The following is a 23,624-nucleotide window of genomic DNA, read 5'->3' as shown; positions in this document are numbered from 1 at the left end:
AGATTACAAAGTGAGTAAAGTGAGTATGACATTTTAAGATCCAGACGACTTACTTCCTGATCCAAAGCCTGAACCTGTTGATGAAGGAGTTGTTGTCACGTTCGTACTCGGCTTTGTTGCAGGTTTAACTGTGGAAGGAGCAGTTGTAGCTGGTTTCGTAAAGTTAACTTTACCTGTAGGTTTCGTTTTGCTTGTATTTGCTAACAAGAATATCCACCACGGAAACGAGCTTTCATTGGCATAATAGTTGGAATCCAGAGTAGATTCCCCGTTTTCATAGACATCATCTAAGAACGTGATAAGCTCATCCTCTTGAAATTCCAGTCCGTTTTCTTCTATATAATTTTCCATTGCTTCTAAATCCATATCTGGATATTGAGATTGCAAATGATCTAGGTCAATCTCCTCTTCATGAGCTAAATCGTAGGTAGGCTCTTCTGAATAAGACGTTGAGTAGGTTTCATCTTCAGTGTAAGTTGATTCATCTTGAACAGCTATATCTTCTCTAGAACTGCAGGCACTTAAAGCAACAGCTGCCGATAATATGCCTCCAATTAGCTTTTTTGTCTTTGTCATTGTGACTATCCCCTTTTTTCACATGGTCCTTTAGGAGTGTATCCTTATTTGAAGTAGAAGTGCACGATTTGGTCCCTTCATTTATAACCTCAACTCACCAATTCTAGTCAACTTCTCTTTAAACCATATCACTATGGCCTTTCTCTTTAACACTTCGTCAATCATCCAAAAGAATAGAGAACAAAGTATAGATTGCATGAAGATTATATTCCATACTATGTTTTCCAGATCATAATACCCTTGTTCACGTATCAAAATATAAATTAAGAAAAATAAACCAAAGAGAATATGAATAACACCTGATAATAAAAGCTTAAAAGATGGATGTACCCACTTGATCATGTAATCAGACAACATGGACGAAAAAGATCCATATAAGATGACGAATGGAACTAAATTAAACGCTATAAAAATACTAAACTCTAAACCGAGAATCGCAATATTTATCAAGGTCATAATGAAGCTAGTAACAATAGCAGCTATCACTTTTCTTATAAGTATCATTACTCCTCCTTAATTAAAAATATTGGTTATCTAATTCTTATTTGTTTTTATGACAAATGACCCTTCTTAAACTATTATTATTTAAATACTAAAATTTTACAATTATTATTTCCAATATATGCTATAATGCTGGATGGAAAAAGCTTGAAAATTTTCTGAATCGGGGGGATTTTTTTGGATTTAATTTTTATCCTACTTATGCTTTTAGGATTATTAATAGGTATTTTTGCGTGGTATAGGGATAGAAGTGAGAAGAATAAACGTTTTTCTTGGTTGAGTTATGCTTCTTTATTGGTTCCACTATTATTAATTCTGACCATGTATAGTACAAGAGGCAACTTTCTGATCTATACAGTTGCTATTGGTTCTCCTCTGTCATTACTGCTTTGTGGCTACACATTATTTAAGAGAAGAGAGAAAAAGATTCTTGCTATTATTGGTTTAATCCTTTCACTGATCTCTACTGGCATTGTGTTTATAATAGGCACATTCGTAGTTACAAATAATTAGTCCTACAATCGTTAGTAATACAAGGAAGCTTTTCGGTAAACACCCAATTATTTGCGTTTGCATACCATACTTACAAAGTTGGCAAACGCCTAAGAAGAGGTGAAGCACCTTATGGTTTCATATATGGATTATACATCTCCCTCTGCTCAATATACGTTTGATGTAAATACGAGTCCTCTATTCAAAAAAGACAGCCAAAATTATATCAATGTATTGGGTATCAACCAGTTGAATACTTTAGAGAACGTATCATTATTAGACATATTTATGAGTACGAACAATGTAGTTGAACCTCATTATCATCAGAATGCAGCTGAACTTGTCTACTGTATTTCAGGTTCTGTTCTCGTATCGATTCTGAATCCATTTACCAAACAGTTATTGAACTTTAAGATCACACCCGGCCAAGTGGCAAACATTCCTCAAGGGTGGTGGCATTATGAAATCGCTTTAGAAGATAACACTCATATTCTAGCCATTTTTAATGCACCCACTCCACAAGTTATTCTTGGTTCAGATATACTTAGATTCACCCCTACCAATGTTATGGCGCATACCTATTGTCTTGACGAGAATCAATGGAAAGAAACCGTTGCCCCTGTTCAACCTTCTACTTATATAGGGCCTTACACGAACTGTCAGCGAAACGCTGAATATACCTACCATGCAAACCATGAACAAACCTATCAGCAGATGCAATATGTTCAACAGCATCCTGAAACTCCGTACGTTAAGCCTTATCGGAATGTTTGGTGGTAGAGCAATAACAACTAAGATATAACAACGCCTAAAAACCGACCAGTAAGTAACTAGTCGGTTTGCTTTGTTTTTATAAATATTCTCTAAAGGTTAAGCATCATTGAATTCCATTAATCTTACAATATTAAGTTTTATCTATAAAAGTATCACTGGAGGTTATGTATAAATTATGGAAATAACATACTTTATTTTATTCTTAACTTTATTTTTATATATCGGAATACCTATTCTTGTCATAGTAGCTCTTATTAAAGTTGTGGATTGGCAAGTAGAACAAATTCGTAGCCGCAAGATAAGGTATGAGTATTATGAAAAGAAAAGACAAAAAGAAAAAGGAAATCATGATTGATTTCCTTTTTAAGATCGTTCAATTTGCTGTTTTGCCACGATTAACAACCAATGTCATTACATTCAATACGATAGTAATAAGTAAAAGCACAGCTGAAGCAAACGCAGTCGTATACATCGTATCCATGAGTGCGCTCCAATCCTCTATCGTCACCTTATAGTATGTATAAAAAATTTGAAAACATAGTGATATCGCGCATGCACGAATACTAATCAAGGATAACGTCATCCAACTATTGCTGTTCTTGCGCAATAAATTTACAACTGGCAAAATCTAAGCAATTAACCCTAATACTAGACTACCAACATTCAACAAACCAAACATTTCCAACGCCTCCAGAAATACTTCATTACCGTTACATAAATTCTATGAATTCAACGAGAACCCTCTTAAAATAAGGGGCTTTTCATGTAGATTACTGCTATTTGTTTAAAGGGTATTGAAATAAAAAGCAGCAAAGATGTTCCAAGCTCCGTGCAATAAAATAGGAATAGAAAGAGAACGAGTAAATTGATAGATAATAGCCAATAAAATGCCAAACACAAAAATTTCTATTGTGTAAGACAAGGACATAGAAAAGTGAGCGAAAGTAAATGTTAGTGAAGATACAAAGAGTCCTATAACCATTCCCCTTGTTTCGTACAATTTCCGATAGATAATTCCTCTAAAAAGGGCTTCTTCAAAAACAGGTGCTATTACTCCAGTTCCCAAAAGAAACAAGACTATTTGCCATTTTTCGGCTAATGGGTATTGAGAAATAGGACTTGAAAGTATGTCCCACGTACTTTCAAGTGGGATTTGAAATAACCAACTGCATAAGAAGATCATTAAAACAAATCCTCCAATGAGCCAAGCGTAATTGGTCCACTTAATTAACGCTCTGATGCTCCAAGAGCTCATTAAATAGGCACGGGTTGGGCGATATAATATAAGACCTATTATAAAAGACAATTCTATGATTCCAGAACCATTATACCAAGTGATAAACCTGATATTTGATTGCTTGTAAAGAACCACTCCTAAAGCCATACATCCAAACATCACAATTAAAATACCTACTACTTGCTTCCAAGTGAGGATTCTCTTTTGAACTTGGAGTTTTTCTAAACTTGGCTCCAATATTCTTGCCCCCTTTTCTTTATTCTTATAAATAAGATACCATAAAATGTAAATAAAATCGTATATCATTAAAAACAACATTCTTTGTGAAAAAGCATAAAAAAACACTGCAACCATCGGAGGGTTACAGTGCTAAGATGTGCTATTTCTTTATTAATGAAACGCGAAAAGGATACAGGTTTGCTGTCATAATCTTCCCCTTAACTGCTGGATCATTTTCCATAATTTCTTGTGCTTCTTCTTCATTTGTATTTTGAAGAATCACAACACCGAACGATGCATCCAGACATGGTCCTGCCAATACCAATTTTCCCTTTTCTAACAAATCTTGAAGGTACGAAAAATGAGATTGAAGCTTTTCTTGTTCCTCTTGTATTTGATTTTCCATTAAATCTGCTCTAACTGGCTTAATCTGATATAAAAATTCAGTGATTTCCAAACGTATCTCTCCCCTTTAGAGAAAGAATTCTATCGATTCATGAAATATCCTTTAATTGCGACTATCTTCTTTTTTTAGATCCGTCTGTTTTTCGCTGCATGCTTTTTTCATTTTTCGGTGCAGTGCGTTTAGTGGATGGTCCTTTACTAGCACTTTCTTCTACGATGACTTGCCCTTTTTCAAGCAGCTGCTTTTGAAGGGGTACGTTCATCTTGGCAGTCCATTTTTTCACAGAAGTTAGTTCTGCTTTCGTTACTAAAGAAACGACTGTACCTTCTTTTCCCATACGCCCTGTTCTTCCAGATCGGTGGACGTATTGCTTTACGTCTTCTGGCATTTCAAAATGAACCACGTGTGTTACGTCAGGAATATCTAATCCACGCGTCGCGACATCCGTTGTTAAAAGAACAGGAATCTTTCCATTCTTAAAGTCGTTGATTACTTTTTGACGATCTTGTTTAGTTGAATTACCCGCTAATACACCTAGCTTGATCTTTTTATACTCAAGTTTCGTTGCGAACTCATCCATCTTCATCGAACTATTGATGAAGACCATCGCTTTAATTCCAGGTGTGTGACGAATCAGCTTACGTAAGTTTTCAACTTTGTCACGGTAATCAGACACCATAAACGTATGTGTGACTTCGCTCTTCACCAAGTCTTTTTCTACTTTAACGATAACTGGTGCAACGGCTAATTTTCTTGACCAATCTTCCGTCTTGTTATTGATCGTAGCGGATACGAATACTAGCTGACGATCTTTTAGTGTTGCTGCGATTACTTGTTCAACGTCACCGTTAAATCCAGCTTCAATAATGTGGTCAGCTTCATCGATCACAATGGTTTTTACTTCATGCACTTTAAGTTTTTTGTTTTGGATCAATTCCTTTACTCGCCCAGGTGTACCAACGATAAATTGCGGTTTCTTTTTTAATTTATCTAACTGACGCTGCATGTTAGCTCCACCGATGAGAGATGCCCCGCTTAGTCCGCTGTTTTCGGTAAACTTTTGACATACATCGTAAATTTGCATTGCTAGTTCTCGTGTTGGTGCTAAAAAGAGGACTTGAGCATTCTTTACTTCTGGGTTTAACTTTGATAGTGCTGGTAGTGCATAAGCAAGAGTCTTACCAGTCCCAGTTGGAGATTCAATGATTAAATCTTTATTTTCTAGCTGTTCAGGAATTGATCGTTCTTGAATGTCTGTAAATGCTGAAAACCCGCTTTTGTCCCAAGCGTTTCGGATAAATTCCGGAAAATTCTGTAGCGATTGTGTCATTTTTTATACCCCTTAAAATATTCATTCATTTCTTTTATTGACGCTATTAACTCTTCAAGTACAGATGAAATTCGCTCTGGTTCCTCTTCAGAAACCGGCTTTTGAAGTTGTATAGAGATCGTGTTGGTGAATACGTGTCTTGGTTGGCCATATATATAAGTAAGTTTTTGCTGAATGTCACCTTTTAAATCTCCGCTTCCCCATTTTTTCAGTATGGATTGAAGCTGTTTACAATCTGTTTCTATTTCATAAACCGGAGTCTCGATCACGCAGGAAAGTTTACTTCCTGCCCCTTCAGGGTTATCGTTCAACTTTTCCATAGCCAAGTCTTCTAGATTTGAAGTTAAGGTGATCGTCCCTTTCATCGCTTCTCCGATCGCTGAAACTACAAAGTCAATCGAATAATTTCTTTCTATAATAGCTTGATCCATTAAGTCTTTACGATTAATGATCTCAATTTCTCCTGAAAAATCTAGGTCATATACTGCTCCTTCGAGCACAACCTTTAGATTATCATAAACAGATGGATGATACATCTTGTTCTCTCCCTATTTTTAAAAACAATATTTAAATACGGTACGTGAAATTATTTATTCTCGACTTCCGCCATTTGATTCTTTAGCTGATTCAATACATAGAGAACAGATTTCACCATTTCTGTGATTCGTTTATCTTTCATTTTCTTTTGAAAGACGTAAACACCAAGATAGCCAATGTTTTCAGCAGCGGTCTTGATCTGAATTGGGTACAGATATTTAGGCTTGTTGGCGATCACCCAGTCTCTCGCGAGCGGCTCCCAGTCTTTTACACGATAATGGATGCGATCGGCAAAAGGTTTGACCTCTGTAAAAAAGTCCGCTTCTGTTTCTCTCGTTTTGGTTTCTGTCTTATAAATATGAAACGCTTCATCTATATCAGCGATTAGCTCGGTTGTTAATGTAAATAAATGGTCCATTAAAAAAGTCCCCCCATTCTTTATATCCTACCAAAGAATGAAGAGACTTACACTTTTTGATTTTAAATAGCTGTATTCTGATATTCTTTGGAGTGTTTGAAAGTGGCTGATTTCCGTTTCAGATACTCGCTTTCCACGGGGCGAACGGTGAGCCTCCTGCCGCTTTGCGCCGTTAGGAGTCTCCACCTGACCGCTCGTCCCGTAGGAGTCTCGCATCTTCCACTTCAATCAACTAGTCAATGAAGTAATATAAAACCGAAAAGCAGTAGTCACTTGGTTGTGAAAGACATTTAAATTAAGAGCAATTTATAAAGTAAACAAACTGACGAACCAGTTCTTCTTTGATTTTTCTTTTACATACAGTCGCTCTTCTGGATAATCTTGCTTGAGAAGTGCCACTTCTAGATCTTGCAGTCGGGCTTCCATGTTCTCCATCTTTTTGATCAGTTCTTCAAGCTCTGTTGCGTGCTGTAACATTTGATAGGAAACGACCCCATCTGCTTTTTCTTCCACTTTCTTTTCCAATGCCTCTATCGCAGCGTTCAAACGATTGAACTTATCTTCAAATTGGGTTGGCAGTTCCATTGATTGCTCTGTTGACTGCATGGACTGAACTTGAATATCACTCATCAAAAGTCCGTTATCAAGCTGTGCTTTAATCTCTCTTAGCTGATCGATATCATCTTGTTTGAACAGATAATGACCATGCTCATTCTTGTCACATTGTATGTTAAAATGTCTGACCCAACGCTGAACTGTTGTTGGATTCACCCCAAGTTCCTCAGAGACCGTTTTGGTTTTCATCAACACCATTTCCATCATGAATCCCTCCCCGTTTTCTTGTGAGTACTATTTTCTAGCATCATATTCCCATCCCCTTCACACCTGACAAAACTAGTTTTCATTCGCCAAAGAAAGTGGAATACAACGTAATCACTACAATTTCGACACTCAATTTGTTGATTGTTTGTATATTCAGTCGCAACAGCACCAAAACTAAGAACAGTTCAGGTGATACAAAAAGGAGGTGCCAACATGAACCAAGACAGCAAACAACAAAAACAGCAGGATCAGTATACATCCCAAGAAGAAACGGGTACTCAAAAGAGAGAACAAAAGAACAGCACAGGCTATGGTGACAAAAAGCTGAACGGCCCTGATATTCCTAGCACATAAACAAGTAAAGACGGCTCAAAAAAGCCGTCTTCTTTTATGCATGCAAGATCCACTCTTTTAAGAGGATTCCTATTTTAAGCTGCCTTTGCTTTTGTTTGTACCAATCGGTTAATACAATCCGGTGCAAAGGTTTAACCGGTTCATAAAACTTTTCAGTGTTTACTTTTTTACGATACCAGTCCTTTGTGTTAGACCTATGGTGCTCGATGATTGGAAACGCGATTCGTAAAAAAGGAGTCTCTCTTTTTTTACCGGGATAGATAAAGGTTTCAAAATCATGTCTTGATCCTGTATGAGTGACTTTATCTGCAAAGGAAAGAATCTCTTCACTCCACTCTGACTCAAACAAGATGGTATACAGTTTTTTACCTGTTTCGATCCTATTTCTTGTCTTTTTAAATCCATGAACGGAAATTCCTATCACTTCGCCACTCTCTACAGGAAAAAGCACAGTACTAAAGTGCATATAATCTTGTAAGAGAAACGGCACCTTTGAAAAAATTCTCTTTTTGTAAAATCCATCCTCTATTACTGGCTTTTCGATCACGTGTTGTTCATTAATGATTAGGGACGTGCAAATTCGCTTCAAATCTTTCTCTTTCCAAAATCTCTCCCACTCCATCACCATAAATGTTGAAACACCAAAATATCTGAGCAGATGAAAACATGGCTCATCTTGTTTTTTCGAATACTCATAGATCAAAAGCTGGGGATATGCATCCTGAAAGATCAGCCAGTTTGCGCGTTCATACGTTAGGAATAAATGCTTTCTAGTATCTTTAGACAACAGCCTAGGCAACCAATCCCCTTTTAAGTCACACATGCTGTAACCTGCATTTCTTGAAACAAGACTTGCGAGCATCGCCCACCTGATCTCAGGGTTGTTTTTAAAAAATGTGGCATAGCTTACGGTACGTGAAATATTGTCACGATTTTGTGAATTCGTACGTCTCAAAATGTGTTGAATGATATCCTCATTATGCTGTACCACGCTCTTCCTCCATGCTTTTTGTCCTATTTTCTATCGTTTGCTTTCATGTTATAAAATATTTGTGTCATATAAGAAAAAAGAGTAAACTAATGGTTATGAAAGATGTATTTGGAAAAAGGAGGCATAGACCTTTGGCGAAGACAGTAATACTTTATACACAAGAAACATGCCCTCCATGCTTTGCAGAAAAAGAGTGGCTAAAAGCAAACGAGATTCCTTTTGAAGAACGAGATATTCGTAAAAACGATGCCTATATGAAAGAAGTGATCGACCTCGGCGCTTCTGCAACTCCTGTAACCGTTATTGAAACGGAGGACTCAAAAGAAGTCGTCATGGGCTTTGTAGAAGAAGAACTTTCTCGACTACTAAAAAAGTAAACATCCAACGGCTATGTGTATCGTTTTTTCATGCGCATAGCCATCTTTCGTTGTAAAGGAGATGAATCATGGGTACCTTTCATTATCCAAACGGTAAGAAAGTGACTTCTATCGTGAAAAAACAATCTTCATCTTCTATCAAAAAGGATATTTCGTACAGCAACAGAGGAATGTCGTTAGAAGATGATATCAATCAGAGCAACGAATATTATCTTTTAACCAATCAAGCGATCATCCATAAGAAACCTACTCCGGTTCAGATCGTAAATGTAGAATATCCAAAACGATCTGCCGCTGTCATTCGTGAAGCATACTTTAAACTCGCTTCGACGACAGATTACAATGGGGTGTATAAAGGAAGATACATTGACTTTGAGGCAAAAGAAACAAAGAATAAGACGAGCTTCCCACTAAAAAACTTTCATGAACATCAGTTACTTCATATGCAGCACATCTTAGATCATGGTGGGATCTCGTTCGTCATCCTTCGTTTCTCTGCAACAGATGAGAGCTATTTATTCGACAGTTCTCACTTGATCACGTTTTGGAACGAACAGAGAAAAGGCAGAAAATCTATACCAAAGGCTGAAATCGAGGAAAAAGGACATTCTATAAATATCGGGTATCAACCTCGGCTTAATTACTTACAAGTGGTAGATTCTGTCTATTTTTAGTCGTTCATAAATTGTCAAATGCCGTCGAATAATTGAACGTGTTCATTTTTTTATGAAGTTGAAAGGTTGGTAAAACAATGTCAAAAGATTACCGAAGCCGTATGGAGCGCAGACAATCGAGTGATAGTTCCAAGCTGGCAAATAAATCAAAAACAAAAAAACCGAGACGAGGACGCAATTGGAAGAAAACTCTGTTGATCCTTGCTCTTATATTAGGCGTTTTAGGACTGTTAACGATCGGCGTTATTGCCGCTACTTCACCTAAATTAGATCCTAAGAAACTAGAAACACCGGTATCCTCTAAGATTATGGATATGAACGACAAAGAAGTTTCTCTTGTTGCCGGTGATGAAAAACGAATTCGTGTGAAGATTAATGAGATTCCAGAACCTGTACAAAATGCTTTTATCGCTACAGAAGACGTGCGTTTCCGTGAGCATAGCGGTATAGATGTACGTCGTATTGCTGGCGCAGCATTCGCTAACGTTAGAGAAGGTTTTGGAGCAGAAGGTGCGAGTACGATCTCTCAACAGGTTATCAAGAATACGGTTCTAACGAATGAAAAATCTCTTACACGTAAGATTCGTGAAGCATACCTTTCCGTTCAATTAGAACAGAAGTACTCTAAAGACCAAATCTTAGAGATGTATTTAAATAAAATCTATTTTGGAAACAATGCTTATGGAATTGCAACAGCAGCTAAAGTATATTTCAACAAGGATGTTGATCAACTTGAAGTGCAAGAAGCTGCTCTTTTAGCTGGTCTGCCAAAAGCACCAAGTTATTATGATCCTACAAGAAATCCTAAAGAAGCCGAACATCGACGTAACGTCGTTTTAAACTTGATGGCTCAGCATAAATTCATCTCAAAAGAAGAAGCAGAAAAAGCAAAAAGTATTTCTGTTAAAGACATGATTAAAGAAGGCGAAGTTAAGACTGAGACTCGCCCTTATGATGCTTACATTAAACAGGTTATTGATGATCTCAAAGATATTGAAGGTCTAGAAGAGGCAGATATCTATTCATCCGGACTTAAAATTTATACAAATTTAGACACGAAAGCACAGCAAACAACTGAAGATGTATTAAAAGCGAAGTTAAATGAAGAGCATGAATTCTTACAATCTGGTGTTGCATTAGTTGATACGAAGACAGGGTCCATTCGCGCAGTCGGAAGTGGCCGCGGCGGTCAACTAAGTAACTACTTCTCTTCTAAGATAAAACGTCAGCCTGGATCTACAATTAAACCAATACTTGATTATGGTCCTGCGATCGAGAATAAAAAATGGAACACAGGATACATCCTAAAAGATGAACCAGTAGAACTGAAAGACATTACAATCAACAACTTTAACGATCGCAACGTTGGTGACATCTCGATGCGTCAAGCACTCGTTGAATCGAAGAACACGACTGCTGTTCGTGCGTTCCAAGAAGTTGGTGCTGAAGAAGCAACAGATTTTGCAAATAAATTAGGGTTTGACTTAGATCCAGATACAACTTATCCATCCTACGCGATCGGTGGATTTAACGGTGGTATCTCCCCTCTTACACTAGCTGGTGCTTATACATCGTTTGGTAACGGAGGTATATACTCAAAACCAACTACGGTACGTAAAGTTGAGTTCCCTGATGGTCGTGTAGTTGAAGTCGATTCAGAGCCGAAAGCAGCTATGAAAGATTACACCGCTTATATGATCACAGATATGCTAAAAGATGTGATGGACAGAGGAACTGGACGTGAAGCGAACGTTAGTGGACTTAACTTAGCTGGTAAGACGGGTACAACTAACTACTCTAAAGAAGATCGTGATAAGTACGGTCTTCCAGATGGTGCGACTAAAGATGCTTGGATGGCAGGATATACGCCAACCTATACAGCAGCTGTTTGGACCGGTTATGCTGAGAACAAAGACAAAGAAGGTAACGGTCTCTATCTAAACGACAATGAAGCGGATTATTCGAAACAGATCTTCCGAGACATCATGAGCGAGTTAGATCATAAGAATACCGACTTCAAGAAGCCGAAATCCGTAACAGAAGTCGCGATGGAAAAAGGAACAGGCAAACGAGCAAGTGAGTTCACACCTGATTCTGAGAAGATCATTGAGCTTTTCGTTAAAGGAACTGACCTTCCTGGTATAAGTGATAGCTATGAAAAGCCTTCTTCGATTGAAGGGCTTGAAGCGAAGTACAAGGAAGATAAGAACGAGATCGAAGTAAAATGGAAATATGGTAAGAAGAAAGGTGTAACCTTTAGAGTTCTCGCAAGCTATAACGACGGTCCGATGCAGGAACGTGCAACGATCAACGATACGAAATTCGTTGTTCCAGCTCCTGCTCCTGGTAAATATTCATTCCAAGTCATAGCGATCGACAGTGAGAACAATACAGAAAGCGAACCAGCAGGAACATCGATTACAATCGAAGGCCCTGAAGGTGAAGAGCCACCGCCTGGTGAGGGTGAAGGCGAACAGCCGGGTACTCCTCCGGGAGAAGAGCCTGGAACAGAGCCACCTGCAGAAGGTGAACCTAGTACTCCTCCAGATCAAGGAGGCGGTGAAGGTGAACAACCTGGTACTCCTCCAGGTCAAGAGCCTGGAACGGAGCCACCTGCAGAAGGTGAGCCTGGTACAACACCTACACCTCCAGGTCAAAACGGAGGCAGACAACAAAATGGTGGAAACGGTGGAGGCCTCGTTCCTCCTCTCGGTCAATAAATAAAAAAGATCCGTCAGCAACTTTTAGCTGGCGGATCTTTTTTATTCTCACATAAGTAAAGCAATCTACTGCTGTTTTCAGAACACCTATTTTATGTTATACCGATCAAGCAAATAGTTCCAAAATACAGGATAACCAAACGATAGGTTCCAAAAGCTCACACCTGCAAAGCCGTACTGATCGACTACGTCAAACTTTGCTCTCATACTTCGAAGATCTTCAAACCATACCACATGCTCTTTCTTCTGCTTATCCCAATAACGGAAATAAGGAGCTTCATCTTTTCTTGAGTATTTAATGGCAGCCTGCCGCTTTCCTGCTAGCTGGGTTGCTTGAACCGGATTTAATGCTTTCGCAAACTCACCGCCCGGTTTATACGGTAAAGTCCAGTCATAACCGTACAGATTGATGCCCATTAGAATTTTCCTCGGATCGAGCACACTCACTGCATAGTCGAGCACTTTTTTTACAGAAGGAAGTGGGCTAACTGCCATTGGCGGTCCTCCGCTGTATCCCCACTCGTACGTCATCAGGATCACATAATCTACGATCTCTCCGTGTGCTTTATAGTCATGGGATTCATACCATTCGCCTTCTTGAGTGCCAGAGATTTTTGGCGCGACCGCAGTCATAACGATAAAATTTTCTTGATGCATCTTCTCTGTTAGCGTCCTTAGGAACTGATTGTAAGCTTCTTTGTTTTGTTTTCCTAAGTATTCAAAATCTACCGAGATCCCTTCATATCCTTTTTGTTTCATGATACGTAAAGATTCGTTTATCACTTTATCTGTAATCTCTTTTTTCGTTAGGATCGCTGTCCCTACTTCTTCACTGAATTCACCGTCTTTAATGTTCGTGATGGCCATGATCGGGCGTACGTTTTTATTTTTTGCATCTTTTAAGAACTCAGAATCATTCAGTGGTTTGAATACACCTTTCTCGTTCACTTCATAGCTGAATAGCGTGATGTACGTGAGCGCTCTGGCAGCGGCATCAAAATTGGCTTGAGCCTTTGGATTAGGCTCGGCAAACGCGTTCGTTACGATTGTTTTCTTCGTACGCTGCGGTACGTTCAATTGCGTTCCGGGCCGGAGGTTGCTGTCCGTCACACCCGGATTTGCCTGCTGTAGCTGGGCGACAGTTACACCGATCCTCTTTCCGATCTCCTCTAATGAATCACCAAGCTGAACGGTATACGTAAAAGGTGTTGGAATGAAAAGTGTCTGTCCTACCGTTAACACGTCTTTTTCTGACAATCGATTAACCGTAGCGAGCTCCTGCCACGGCAATTTATAGTACTGCGAAAGTCTCCAAAGAGAATCGCCCCGTTTCACCACATGAATCTGCATGATACCCCTCCTAAAAAAACGTCTCATGTCATCATCATATGTCCAAGTGTCTTGTCCTTATGTACTGCGCTTTTTTAATATGACACTTTTCTTTTCCCATTCAGAAAATAACTCACTAAGCTGTATGTACGATTGATAGTGATCTGGCAGCTCTTCGATGAACGAAAGCCGCTCGATCGCGTTTACAGGTAGATGCTTGAATCCCTTTAGATCGTTTCTAAAATTCATCAGTTCATCAGGCTGCACTCCATTTCCGAGATAGATCGTTTTCAAAAGCTGTTGTAAGAAGAATTTCATTGGTTCTTTTGCTTTTTGTCTATTACGATTTTTAAAGTGTAACGCAATTTCCTTTGACTTCTCATTCCACTCTATAAAGATGTTTTCCGTATTCTCATTCATCTAAAACGCCTCCGCTCTGTATACAAAAAAAAGAGCTTATCAAAAGAAGATAATCTCTTATCTACAGTTATTGTACCTCTTTAAAACAGTGTGTTCCAAGTGGCATGTCCAACGATTCCGTCTACAGCTAGTCCTTTTCTTTTTTGATAAGCTTTTACAGCTGATTCTGTTTGTGGACCAAAGTTACCATCTGCTGAAATATTTAAAGCACGCTGTATTCTGCTTATGTTTGCTGAGTCCGTTGAACCTATTTTAATTACATATCCTGGATAAGGAACTACAGCACTTCCGTTTGAGTTACTTGATTTTGGCGGTGCAGGTTGAGTTGGTTTGGTTGGTTGCGTTAAAACAGCATTAAGTTTATTTAATGTGTTTGGGCCTGCAATTCCATCAACCGTCAGATTGTATTTTCTTTGAAATGATCTAACGGCGTTCTCTGTATTTGGACCGTAAACGCCATCTGCTGTAAGAGAGTAACCTGCTCGTTTAAGTTTGTTCTGCAGATCTCTCACTCTTTGACCTGTGTCCCCATTTTTCAGAATACTATTATTAGTCCCTGGTGTTGGTTGAGGTGAAGGTTTCGGTGCTGGTGTTGGAATTGTTTGATTGGATATAGAATTCTCCACATCTTTTAGGAACTGATTAAAGGTGATTCCATAACGATTCAACGCGTTATCTGGATCGGTTCTTCTCCCTGGGTCTAATTGTTTGTGGCTCGCGATCTTTTCTTGTGGTCTCCAGTTGTATCTTTTACAAAGATAACCCCAGAACCAGACATATCTTCTATACGCTTCTTGAAAATTGATCCCGCCTCCCCAGCAGAGTTCAACACCGATCGCTGCATCATTTGATTCTCGGCCAAAACGCACGTTTTCTAACTGAGTTCCATACTGAACATGATATGCTTTTTCATCAAGCGGAATGATCACAAGGATCTCTTTATCATCTATAAAAACATGAGCGCTCGCACTCGGTTGTTGGTTGTTAAAATAGTTTCGGTTGCTTCTGGCCGAAGTTCCTGGATTTCCTGTATCATGAGCTACTCCAAAGAATGGCCCGTCTAGCTTCGTACCAGGTCTTGCATTACCTAACTTAATATAGTCATATGTGATTGAATATGACACAAAAACATCACTCCTTTCTATAGGGTATGTAGAAAGAGAGTGATTGCTTGTACATATGGGGTTTTTGTGCAGAATTTAGGTTTCGCAAGTAATACTGTGAGTTTTTTTAAAAATAGTTGATTATAGGGTGGGCACGTATACCTCCATCGAAATATTGTTGATAATACCACGAGATTGGACAATAATACGGCGAGTTTTCACTATATTTCAACGAGTCTGCAAATCAAGACAACCTTACCTCACTAAATACCCCAATGAGTGCCGAATAACATTCACACTCTACCAAACTCAAAGACAATAAAAAAACCGTAACTGCATGAGTTACGGTATGGTTCATAGCTATCTTTTCTGAGTCAGCTTCTTCTCTTTTTGGTTCATCCGCTTCTTGCCTTCTCGGCAGATCGAGAGAAGTGGACACTCAGGGCAGTTTGGATTTTGTGCTTTGCAGTGATATCTTCCAAAGAAGATCAAACGGTGATGAGTAGCGCCCCAAAGCGATTTTGGAATCTTCTTCATCAATGTTTCTTCTACTTGCAGTACAGAATCTTTCCATTTGCAGATCCCGAGCCTCTTCGATACCCGTTCAACATGCGTGTCGACTGCAATAGCAGGAACGTCGTAAGCGACAGATACTACAACGTTTGCTGTTTTTCGTCCTACGCCCGGCAGTTTCGTCAGTTCATCCCGGTCTTTCGGGATCTCTCCTCCATACTCGTTAATAACGAGTTCGCTCAGCTTTTGGATGTTCTTTGCCTTGTTTCGGTACAATCCGATCGATCGGATATCATCCTGCAGCTCTTCTATCGTAACGTTCAGATAATCTTGCGGTGTTTTATATTTTTCAAAAAGTTTTGGTGTGACTTTATTAACGAGCGCATCCGTACATTGCGCAGACAGAAGCACCGCGATCGTCAGCTCGAACGGGTTCGAGTGGTGAAGTTCACAATGAGCATCTGGAAACATATCCTCGATCTGCTCTAAACAAAATTGAATCTGTGCTTTGTTTAACACGTTTACGTTACCTCCTGTTATAAAAAAGAAAGACCTTAGGATATAAGGACTTTTGTATATATTACGATTCTAGCCAGTTGTATTGGGGTCGTTTGATACCTGTATCGTTACGAGGCTGCTCTTGTTTCCCCGTTCTTTGCAGCTGTCTGACTCTAAATTTTTCACCATACGTTTTGGCAGCTTCAGGACTTGCAATGCCATTTTTCTTCCACTCAAACAAAATACGATCAATATATCGGAAGTTCAGTTTTCCAGATAAAACGGACTCTTTTAACGCAGAAAGAATCAACTCTGGAGACTGATGATCTTCGTCCATCCAAATCTTAAGCGTTTCAAGCTCCATCGGAGATAAAGGACGACCAAACTCTTTTTCAAATCGAACAAACACGTTCTGTTCCTGATGCTCCTTATGTACCTCTTTTTTCACCTGCTCTTCTTCTTTCAAGCTTTGAAGAAGTCTGTTCCAAAGTGGCTGAAGCGTGTAAGCCTCAAAATAGACGCCTTTTTCTTTATCTTCGAACTGATCCATGCCAAGTACACCTCTGCCGATTAGTGTTCGCAGCATAGCAGACACTTCGTCACTCGAAGCTGACATTCGTTCAGATAGCTCGACAGGTGTCGGAAAGTAGTTTCCTGATTCTATAAAAACATGAAGCTGAATAAACAACATGCATTCGTTGTCTGATAGACCGATCTGTTTGTACGTTTTCATTAACATATTAGGGATGCTGATTGTTCCTTCAGCCATCCATCGTTCAAATAAATTACCGTTCATCACTAAAACACCTCTTGCTACATTATAGCATAAATAACTAGCTTTTTTATTTTCACTGTACTGGTGAATGTTGAGAAAAAAGTAGTTTTGGAAGTCATGAGCTAAGGCTAGGGGCTTGTCGAAATTTGCAGAACGGCCTTTATTTTCTTTTTTCGACTTAATTAGGTTCGATTTTGACTTAATTTTTTCATTCTAGACTTAATTGCATCCAAAACCGACTTAATTCTTCCTCAAAACGACTTAATTGCACGATTCCAACACTTAAGACACCTTCTAACACAACAAAAAATCTCCCCGCATAACAGGGAGATTTTAATTTTACTAAGGATATAGACGGTTCAATAGACGAGGGAATGGAATCGTCTCACGAACGTGCTCCGCTCCAGAGATCCATGCTACTGTACGCTCTAATCCAAGACCGAACCCTGAATGTGGAACGCTTCCGTATTTTCTAAGTTCTAGGTACCATTTGTAAGCATCGTCAGTTAAGCCGTGCTCTTCATAACGCTGCTCCATAAGGGCAAGGTCGTCGATACGTTGGCTTCCACCGATGATCTCTCCGTATCCTTCAGGAGCGATCAGGTCTGCACACAGTACAACATCATCGCGGTTAGGATCTGGCTTCATGTAGAACGCTTTGATGTCTTTCGGATAGTTCGTGATGAAAACTGGTTTATCGAAGCTTTCTGCGATCGCTGTTTCGTGCGGCGCACCGAAGTCATCTCCCCAGTCGATATCATCAAACCCTTTTTCTTTTAGCATCTTGATCGCATCATCATAAGAAACGCGAGGGAAAGGCACTTTAACGTTCTCTAGTTTAGAGATGTCACGTCCAAGTGTCTTCAGCTCGTTCTCACAGCGTGAGATCACAGATTGAACGATGTGTGAGATGAACTGCTCTTGAATCTCAAGAGATTCTTCGTGTTCCACGAAAGCCATCTCAGGCTCGATCATCCAGAACTCGATCAAATGACGGCGAGTCTTCGATTTTTCTGCGCGGAAAGTCGGACCGAACGAGTACACTTTTCCAAGTGCCATCGCTGCCGCTTCCATGTAGAGTTGTCCACTTTGTGAAAGATACGCATCTTCTTCAAAGTACTTCGTATGGAATAATGAAGTTGTTCCTTCAGCAGAACTTCCTGTTAAGATCGGAGGATCTACCTTTGCAAAGTCGTTGTTGTAGAAGAACTCGTTAACTGCATGAATGATTTCATTACGAATCTTTAAGATCGCGTGCTGACGCTTAGAACGAATCCAAAGGTGACGGTGGTCCATCAAGAACTCTGTTCCGTGTTCTTTCGGTGTGATCGGGTAGTCTACCGCTTGATGAAGCACTTCAACATCTGTTACTTCAAGTTCTACACCTAGAGCTGAACGCTCGTCCTCTTTAACCGTACCTGTTACGTAAAGACTCGACTCTTGCGTAAGTCCTTTTGCTTTTGCAAAGATCTCATCGCCTACTTCACTCTTTACAACAACTCCTTGTACGAATCCAGATCCATCACGAAGCTGTAAGAAAGCGATCTTACCTGAAGAACGCTTATTAGAGAGCCAAGCACCGATCTTAACGGTCTTGCCTACGTGTTCACTAAGCTTATTAATCGTTGTTTTCACTACATGTACCTCCACTGTACGTTATCAATATCTACCAAAAAAATTATGAAGGAGAACTTTCTAAAAATCAATCATTACTTGCGTTTTGAGTTGATAAAACGTTCGATGCGATCTAAAGCTTCCATGATCGTATCAAGGCTCGTTGCATATGAAAGTCTCACGTTATCAGGCGCACCAAATCCTGAACCTGGTACTAAAGCTACTTTTTCTTCTTCTAGAAGAGCTTCTACCCACTCATCTACCGAAGAGTACCCCGTCATTCTAACCGCTTCTGTCGCGTTCGGGAACAGATAGAACGCTCCGTTCGGTTTCACACAAGTGATGCCAGGAATCGTGATCAGACGTTCGTACACTTTGTTCATACGTTCTTCAAACGCTTGGCGCATCTCTTCAACAGGCTCTTGTGTGCCGTTATAGGCTGCAAGTGCACCGTGCTGAGATGTTGTTGTTGGGTTCGATGTACTATGGCTGTCTAAGTTCGTCATCGCTTTGATGATCTTAGCGTCACCTGCTGCAAAACCGATTCTCCAGCCTGTCATCGCATGAGATTTAGAGAGACCGTTGATGATGATCGTCTGTTTCTTAAGTTCCGGTGAAAGCTCTGCGATCGACGTGTGCTTCACTCCGCCATAAACGAGCTTTTCATAGATTTCATCAGACACGATCAACACACCATGCTCTAGACAAACTTCGCCGATCGCGCGCAATTCATCTGCTGAATACAGAGATCCGGTCGGATTGCTCGGTGAGTTTAGAATCAGTGCCTTCGTTTGTTTTGTGATGACTTTTTTTAAGTCTTCTGCCGTGATCTTGAAACCATTCTCTTCTTTTCCTTCTAAGTAAACTGGCGTCCCGTCTGCAAGTTTCACCTGTTCAGGGTAGCTCACCCAATACGGAATCGGGATGATCACTTCGTCTCCTTCATCAAGGATCGCTTGGAACAGAGAATACAACGAATGTTTCGCTCCTGTACTAACGATGATCTCAGACGTTTCATACGTTAAACCTTGATCTTGCTTCAACTTGTTCACGATCGCTTTTTTCAATGATAAAAGTCCACCGGAAGCCGTATATTTTGTGTGTCCTTCTTTCATAGACTCATAAGCCGCTTCGATAATATGTATCGGTGTATTAAAGTCAGGTTCACCTGCACCTAGTGCGATTACATCGTGCCCTTCTGCCTTTAATTGGTTTGCTTTTGCTGTGATTGCCAGAGTTGTTGAAGGAGTTAATGCCTCCACACGTTTTGCAAGCTTCATACTACTAAATCCCTCCACGTTTTTATTTATCTGATTTCTATTGATCTGATTCTTTCAGACGATAGATCTCGTATCGTTCACCACTTTCAAAATAACCGTAAAAGTACGTGTATCGATCCTTCGTGTCATAATAGACCACTTCCCATAACGGAATGCCGTCTTCCATCCCTAAACGGCTGTCGACGATCGTCTTCGCATCATGGTTCTGTTTCACATAATTCAGGATCTGTTTCTCTGAAAGTCCTTCTTTCGCGTTCAAAGAGGTTACCTTTTTGTCTTTATCAACCCAAACGATCTTGTTTGTGCCTTTTTTGTTCTTGCCTTCTACTACATAATACGTCTCGTTCTTATAAAAGTGATCCACATTCGTAATAGAAACGAGGTCCTCTTCTTTCTTCGCGATCTCAACCGCTTCAGCTTCTTTTTTAGCGGGCTTTGCTTGAACACCATTAAACAGATAATAAGCTTGCCAGCTTGCTAAGATTAGAATGCCAATAATAACAAGTATCCACTTTTTTCCCATATTTAAGCCTTCCTATGTGCGATAGATCGTAAAAATCATCTTATTTTTATTTTCGTCATCTAACGCGAGTCCAAACATTAAATCTTGATGCTTTAATGTTTTGTTCAGTTCAGATACTACTTTATACAAGTCACTCGACTTGTCCACCTTTAGCGTCGAAAGAACTTCAATTTTGCTTTCCACGGTTCTTCCTCCTCTTACATCAATCTTTTCCTTGTTTACTATAGCAGAAAATTAGCGAAAAAGGTACTTTAGAATCCTTTAATAAGAAGGAAAAATGACTTTGTTTTCTGCGTACTTAGTAAACTAGCTTCCTTTATTAAGAGGTAAACACAATGAAACCGACCAGATATAAATGTTGGTCGGTCACGGATAGAGATGATCATTTTTTTGAATCGATTTTTACATTTACCGGAGTTATATCAAGAATGACATTCACGAAAGAATAATCGTCTTTCTGCCCATCCGTATATCCCCAATACCCTTCTGTTTCTTCGTTCTTACGAAAGTTCAACTCAAATCCTTTTCCATTATTAAAACTGTAACTTTTTACATTCTCCGCTCCAGCATTATCAACTAGATTGTAAGAGATGAATTTGTTTAACATACCGTGTGGACTCAATACACCTGAATGAGGCGGGACGAAATGTTCGTAATACTCGTAACCTTTTGTGCTTTCTTTCTTCTCGTTAATGATTATGTTCTTCGTTCTTAGATCGAGCATATCTCCTTGATTGATCCAAGATAGTTTAATATTCTTAAATTGGCTTTGGCCAAAATCTGGATCTTTTAGCTGTTGAGACAGATCGACTAACGTTACGCCACCTCTTCCAACAACTTCAGCTTTTTTCTCTTCGTTATATATGACAAGGGCCGTGTCTTCATCTATACCATATGATAAATTCTTAGGTTCACCTTTTTCATCTGCCACCGCGATCAAGCGTCCAAGACGTGCTTTGTTATCAAAGTGCTGATCAATGATGCCGTGTTCAAAAAAACCGAGCCCTCGTTCTAGATAACCTGGTCCTCCCTCTTGTTGCAGCATTCCGTCATACGTATTCGTAAACCCGGATGCTAGTGTATCATGACTGCCTCCACCAGCAATCATTACATCACTCATTATCGCTGCCCCAGCACTCGTTCCACCAAGCGCTGCTCCGTTTTTATACGTCTTCCAAATCGCGTTTAATACTCTTGAATTTGTTCCGTTCTTGTTCAATAACGAATCTGTAATCTTTGTCTGATCTCCACCTACAAACCAAACGGCATCTAATTTCTCAACATTTTCTGCGAGTTCTTGATGGTTCTTATTAGAATCAGCCCATTTTGATTCATCTTCCGGTGTTTTTTTGTCGTCAGTTACAGCGAGGCGAAGAATCTCTATATTTTCTGAAGACATCCCGTATCGGACAAGGTCTTCTTTAAACGCCTTAGATGAAGACAAGCTTGAGCTTGCAGCAGGTATGATTCCGACTCTGGAATCTTCTTTTTGTTTAGCAAGATCAATAAACTTATTATACACGTCCTGATTGCTGCTTCCTAAAGCACCTCCAGCAATCAACAGATTTCCTTTAACCGGTTCCGAGCGATCGATGACTGGAGGGATAAATGAAGACTTTTTGTACTCAGTAAATGCATTACCGTTCTTTTTGAAACTTACCTTTTTAGGAGCTACATCAAAAGCAACGTTTGTAAAAGAATAATCGTCTTTTTGACCGTCCTTATAACCCCAATAGCCTTTTGTGTTTTCCGTTTTTCTAAAAGTAAGCTGAAATCCTTCACCTTTAGAATCGTACAAATAACTTTTCACAGCATCCGTTGTCGTATTATCAATCAGGGAATACGAGAGATATTCTTTCAACCTTCCATAAGAAGTAAAAACTCCTGTTGCATCAAGTGGTTTGAATTCATAATACTCATATTCGTTCGTCTCATCTTTATGATCGCTTATGAAAAATTCTTTAGTAGAAACATTTAAGTAGTCACCTGACACGAGATGACTGATTTGAACATTTTGAAAATGTGCTTTTTCATGGTCGGTAACCTTCGCTTTACTAACATCAACAACAGATACGCCGCTTCTTCCGACGATCTTTACTGTTTGTTGTTTGTTGTTCACAATAAGCGCCGTATCTTCATCTACACCGTAAGCAAATTGATTCTTTGTTTTTTCTTTCAGTGCCGTCATCACCAATCTCCCAAGACGTGCCCGTTCATCAAAATGCTGATCGACAATACCATACTTAAAGAATCCGAGCCCTTTTTCAATATGCAAAGGTTCGTATTCTTCACCTGATTTTAGGTTATTCTTCATAACAAACTCTTTGTTTAGTGCGCCTAAGCTGTCACCACCGGTAATCATCACATCGCTCATGATGGCTGCACCAGCACTCGTTCCTCCAAGGACACCACCTTCCTTATACATCTTCCAAATCGCGTCTAATGCTTTCGTCCGATGTCCGTTCGGTTTTACTAATGTATCTGTGATTCGCAGCTGATCTCCACCCACAAACCAGATCGCGCTATAATTCTCAATCTTGTTTGCTATTCGTTTGCTGTTTGCGTTTTTTCTCCATTTGGATTCATCTTCTGGCGTACCGCTGAAATCTTGATTTGCTAGAGGAACGATCTCGATCTGATGTTCATTTAAACCATATGTAATGAGATCTTTTTTAAAGCTTTGGGAAGATTTTAAGGAACTACTTGCTGCAGGTATGATCCCAATTTTGGCCGTTTTCTTACCACCTGCTAAACTGATAAATTCGTTATATACTTCCTTATTGCTACTCCCTAGAGCTCCTCCAGCAATCACAAGGTTTCCTTTCCAATCATCCTTTTTCTTAGCAAAACTTATTGATGAGGTAGTTAGTGATAAGCCAAGCGTCATAGCCAACGTTACAGACATCCATTTTTTGTTCAAGGATTTCTTCTCCTCCATTCATAAAGATCTCTCTTCAAAAAAGCTGCTTCTACAAGAGAATCTATAATAATTTTTGAAAATTCATTTTATTTATTGCAAGTTACATGCCAAAGAGGGAAAGCTTGTCTATCAACAAAAAGCAATAAGCCAAGTTTGTTTGATTATTATTAGGAACATATAAAGAACCAAAAAACGCCCTAAAAAAATCAGAAACGTAACTA

The 23,624-nt window shown here is 39.4% G+C and carries 25 protein-coding genes and 1 pseudogene; 7 read left to right on the top strand and 19 right to left on the bottom strand.

Annotated features, from left to right (window positions below):
* Window positions 1–33: 33 nt before the first annotated feature.
* Entirely contained in the window at window positions 34–576 is a 543-nt protein-coding gene (locus FS458_RS08500) for a hypothetical protein (RefSeq protein ID WP_144699469.1), read from the bottom strand.
* A 678-nt stretch (window positions 577–1,254) separates the two neighbouring features.
* Here FS458_RS08500 and FS458_RS08495 point away from each other — a divergent pair.
* The 3 genes from FS458_RS08495 to FS458_RS21180 all read left to right on the top strand — a co-directional run bounded on the left by FS458_RS08495 (window position 1,255) and on the right by FS458_RS21180 (window position 2,858).
* Window positions 1,255–1,590 carry a hypothetical protein gene (locus FS458_RS08495; RefSeq protein ID WP_144699467.1) on the top strand — a complete coding sequence of 112 codons (336 nt, stop codon included), beginning with the start codon at window positions 1,255–1,257 and terminating at the stop codon, window positions 1,588–1,590.
* A gap of 111 nt (window positions 1,591–1,701) precedes the next feature.
* Complete coding sequence (locus FS458_RS08490; protein ID WP_144699465.1) at window positions 1,702–2,349, top strand: cupin domain-containing protein; 648 nt, start codon at window positions 1,702–1,704, stop codon at window positions 2,347–2,349.
* Window positions 2,350–2,657: 308 nt separating this feature from the next.
* Window positions 2,658–2,858 (top strand): hypothetical protein, encoded by a 201-nt coding sequence (locus tag FS458_RS21180; protein WP_186320492.1) that lies wholly within the window; start codon window positions 2,658–2,660, stop codon window positions 2,856–2,858.
* Window positions 2,859–3,127: 269 nt separating this feature from the next.
* On the opposite strand, the gene FS458_RS08480 is transcribed toward FS458_RS21180, so the two are convergent.
* From FS458_RS08480 to FS458_RS08455, 6 genes are all read right to left on the bottom strand, one after another.
* The gene (locus FS458_RS08480; RefSeq protein ID WP_186320491.1) at window positions 3,128–3,817 is read right to left on the bottom strand and encodes a CPBP family intramembrane glutamic endopeptidase; all 690 of its coding nucleotides are present in this window, start codon (window positions 3,815–3,817) and stop codon (window positions 3,128–3,130) included.
* 142 nt (window positions 3,818–3,959) lie between these two features.
* Window positions 3,960–4,256 (bottom strand): YciI family protein, encoded by a 297-nt coding sequence (locus FS458_RS08475; protein ID WP_144699460.1) that lies wholly within the window; start codon window positions 4,254–4,256, stop codon window positions 3,960–3,962.
* A 61-nt stretch (window positions 4,257–4,317) separates the two neighbouring features.
* Entirely contained in the window at window positions 4,318–5,535 is a 1,218-nt protein-coding gene (locus FS458_RS08470; protein WP_144699458.1) for a DEAD/DEAH box helicase, read from the bottom strand.
* Complete coding sequence (locus FS458_RS08465; protein ID WP_144699456.1) at window positions 5,532–6,071, bottom strand: hypothetical protein; 540 nt, start codon at window positions 6,069–6,071, stop codon at window positions 5,532–5,534. The genes FS458_RS08470 and FS458_RS08465 overlap by 4 nt, the downstream gene beginning before the upstream one ends.
* 50 nt (window positions 6,072–6,121) lie before the next feature.
* Window positions 6,122–6,490, bottom strand: coding sequence for a YppE family protein (locus FS458_RS08460; protein WP_144699454.1), 369 nt, complete (start codon window positions 6,488–6,490; stop codon window positions 6,122–6,124).
* Window positions 6,491–6,796: 306 nt separating this feature from the next.
* Window positions 6,797–7,312 (bottom strand): MerR family transcriptional regulator, encoded by a 516-nt coding sequence (locus tag FS458_RS08455; RefSeq protein ID WP_144699452.1) that lies wholly within the window; start codon window positions 7,310–7,312, stop codon window positions 6,797–6,799.
* Window positions 7,313–7,525: 213 nt separating this feature from the next.
* Between FS458_RS08455 and FS458_RS20630 the strand changes: the two genes are divergently transcribed.
* Window positions 7,526–7,666, top strand: a complete 141-nt coding sequence (locus tag FS458_RS20630) for a hypothetical protein (protein ID WP_186320490.1) — start codon at window positions 7,526–7,528, stop codon at window positions 7,664–7,666.
* Window positions 7,667–7,700: 34 nt separating this feature from the next.
* Here the strand turns inward: FS458_RS20630 and FS458_RS08450 are convergent, their stop codons facing one another.
* Complete coding sequence (locus FS458_RS08450; protein ID WP_260858514.1) at window positions 7,701–8,657, bottom strand: DUF2515 domain-containing protein; 957 nt, start codon at window positions 8,655–8,657, stop codon at window positions 7,701–7,703.
* 131 nt (window positions 8,658–8,788) lie between these two features.
* Here FS458_RS08450 and FS458_RS08445 point away from each other — a divergent pair, with 131 nt between their 5' ends.
* The 3 genes from FS458_RS08445 (at window position 8,789) to FS458_RS21175 (ending at window position 12,428) form a co-directional block, all read left to right on the top strand.
* Window positions 8,789–9,034 (top strand): glutaredoxin family protein, encoded by a 246-nt coding sequence (locus FS458_RS08445; protein WP_144699448.1) that lies wholly within the window; start codon window positions 8,789–8,791, stop codon window positions 9,032–9,034.
* A gap of 68 nt (window positions 9,035–9,102) precedes the next feature.
* Window positions 9,103–9,708 carry a Holliday junction resolvase RecU gene (gene recU, locus FS458_RS08440; RefSeq protein ID WP_144699446.1) on the top strand — a complete coding sequence of 202 codons (606 nt, stop codon included), beginning with the start codon at window positions 9,103–9,105 and terminating at the stop codon, window positions 9,706–9,708.
* Between the two features lie 77 nt (window positions 9,709–9,785).
* Window positions 9,786–12,428, top strand: coding sequence for a transglycosylase domain-containing protein (locus FS458_RS21175; protein WP_144699444.1), 2,643 nt, complete (start codon window positions 9,786–9,788; stop codon window positions 12,426–12,428).
* 87 nt (window positions 12,429–12,515) lie between these two features.
* On the opposite strand, the gene FS458_RS08430 is transcribed toward FS458_RS21175, so the two are convergent.
* The 11 genes and pseudogenes from FS458_RS08430 to FS458_RS08385 all read right to left on the bottom strand — a co-directional run bounded on the left by FS458_RS08430 (window position 12,516) and on the right by FS458_RS08385 (window position 23,403).
* Window positions 12,516–13,778 (bottom strand): glycosyl hydrolase family 18 protein, encoded by a 1,263-nt coding sequence (locus FS458_RS08430; protein ID WP_186320489.1) that lies wholly within the window; start codon window positions 13,776–13,778, stop codon window positions 12,516–12,518.
* Window positions 13,779–13,835: 57 nt separating this feature from the next.
* Entirely contained in the window at window positions 13,836–14,177 is a 342-nt protein-coding gene (locus FS458_RS08425) for a YpoC family protein (protein WP_144699440.1), read from the bottom strand.
* An 80-nt stretch (window positions 14,178–14,257) separates the two neighbouring features.
* A complete protein-coding gene (locus FS458_RS20990) occupies window positions 14,258–14,689 on the bottom strand; it encodes a peptidoglycan-binding domain-containing protein (protein WP_260858757.1) in 432 nt (143 codons plus the stop codon).
* Between the two features lie 111 nt (window positions 14,690–14,800).
* Window positions 14,801–15,301, bottom strand: a pseudogene (locus tag FS458_RS20985) (peptidoglycan recognition protein family protein); the annotation flags it as partial.
* 339 nt (window positions 15,302–15,640) lie between these two features.
* Window positions 15,641–16,312, bottom strand: a complete 672-nt coding sequence (gene nth / locus FS458_RS08415) for an endonuclease III (RefSeq protein WP_066395588.1) — start codon at window positions 16,310–16,312, stop codon at window positions 15,641–15,643.
* Window positions 16,313–16,373: 61 nt separating this feature from the next.
* Window positions 16,374–17,087 carry a DnaD domain-containing protein gene (locus FS458_RS08410; RefSeq protein WP_144699436.1) on the bottom strand — a complete coding sequence of 238 codons (714 nt, stop codon included), beginning with the start codon at window positions 17,085–17,087 and terminating at the stop codon, window positions 16,374–16,376.
* A 321-nt stretch (window positions 17,088–17,408) separates the two neighbouring features.
* The gene (gene asnS / locus FS458_RS08405; RefSeq protein WP_144699434.1) at window positions 17,409–18,701 is read right to left on the bottom strand and encodes an asparagine--tRNA ligase; all 1,293 of its coding nucleotides are present in this window, start codon (window positions 18,699–18,701) and stop codon (window positions 17,409–17,411) included.
* 74 nt (window positions 18,702–18,775) lie between these two features.
* Entirely contained in the window at window positions 18,776–19,960 is a 1,185-nt protein-coding gene (locus tag FS458_RS08400) for a pyridoxal phosphate-dependent aminotransferase (RefSeq protein ID WP_144699432.1), read from the bottom strand.
* A gap of 37 nt (window positions 19,961–19,997) precedes the next feature.
* The gene (locus FS458_RS08395) at window positions 19,998–20,483 is read right to left on the bottom strand and encodes a DUF5590 domain-containing protein (RefSeq protein WP_144699430.1); all 486 of its coding nucleotides are present in this window, start codon (window positions 20,481–20,483) and stop codon (window positions 19,998–20,000) included.
* Between the two features lie 12 nt (window positions 20,484–20,495).
* Complete coding sequence (locus FS458_RS08390) at window positions 20,496–20,666, bottom strand: YpmA family protein (protein WP_082820684.1); 171 nt, start codon at window positions 20,664–20,666, stop codon at window positions 20,496–20,498.
* 199 nt (window positions 20,667–20,865) lie between these two features.
* Window positions 20,866–23,403: a cyanophycinase gene (locus tag FS458_RS08385; RefSeq protein ID WP_144699428.1), complete on the bottom strand. Its 2,538-nt coding sequence runs from the start codon at window positions 23,401–23,403 to the stop codon at window positions 20,866–20,868.
* Window positions 23,404–23,624 lie beyond the last annotated feature (221 nt).

Source organism: Fictibacillus phosphorivorans, assembly GCF_007673525.1.
Classification (GTDB): domain Bacteria; phylum Bacillota; class Bacilli; order Bacillales; family Fictibacillaceae; genus Fictibacillus; species Fictibacillus phosphorivorans_C.
Note: the sequence above shows the minus strand (reverse complement) of the source record. Positions and strands in the feature narration are given on the sequence as shown.

Coding starts and splice junctions, on each gene's coding strand:
- FS458_RS08500 (WP_144699469.1), bottom strand. CDS start 576: ATGACAAAGACAAAAAAGCTAATTGGAGGCATATTATCGGCAGCTGTT.
- FS458_RS08490 (WP_144699465.1), top strand. CDS start 1,702: ATGGTTTCATATATGGATTATACATCTCCCTCTGCTCAATATACGTTT.
- FS458_RS21180 (WP_186320492.1), top strand. CDS start 2,658: ATGAAAAGAAAAGACAAAAAGAAAAAGGAAATCATGATTGATTTCCTT.
- FS458_RS08470 (WP_144699458.1), bottom strand. CDS start 5,535: ATGACACAATCGCTACAGAATTTTCCGGAATTTATCCGAAACGCTTGG.
- FS458_RS08465 (WP_144699456.1), bottom strand. CDS start 6,071: ATGTATCATCCATCTGTTTATGATAATCTAAAGGTTGTGCTCGAAGGA.
- FS458_RS08460 (WP_144699454.1), bottom strand. CDS start 6,490: ATGGACCATTTATTTACATTAACAACCGAGCTAATCGCTGATATAGAT.
- FS458_RS08455 (WP_144699452.1), bottom strand. CDS start 7,312: ATGATGGAAATGGTGTTGATGAAAACCAAAACGGTCTCTGAGGAACTT.
- FS458_RS20630 (WP_186320490.1), top strand. CDS start 7,526: ATGAACCAAGACAGCAAACAACAAAAACAGCAGGATCAGTATACATCC.
- recU (WP_144699446.1), top strand. CDS start 9,103: ATGGGTACCTTTCATTATCCAAACGGTAAGAAAGTGACTTCTATCGTG.
- FS458_RS21175 (WP_144699444.1), top strand. CDS start 9,786: ATGTCAAAAGATTACCGAAGCCGTATGGAGCGCAGACAATCGAGTGAT.
- FS458_RS08430 (WP_186320489.1), bottom strand. CDS start 13,778: ATGCAGATTCATGTGGTGAAACGGGGCGATTCTCTTTGGAGACTTTCG.
- FS458_RS08425 (WP_144699440.1), bottom strand. CDS start 14,177: ATGAATGAGAATACGGAAAACATCTTTATAGAGTGGAATGAGAAGTCA.
- FS458_RS08410 (WP_144699436.1), bottom strand. CDS start 17,087: ATGAACGGTAATTTATTTGAACGATGGATGGCTGAAGGAACAATCAGC.
- FS458_RS08400 (WP_144699432.1), bottom strand. CDS start 19,960: ATGAAGCTTGCAAAACGTGTGGAGGCATTAACTCCTTCAACAACTCTG.
- FS458_RS08395 (WP_144699430.1), bottom strand. CDS start 20,483: ATGGGAAAAAAGTGGATACTTGTTATTATTGGCATTCTAATCTTAGCA.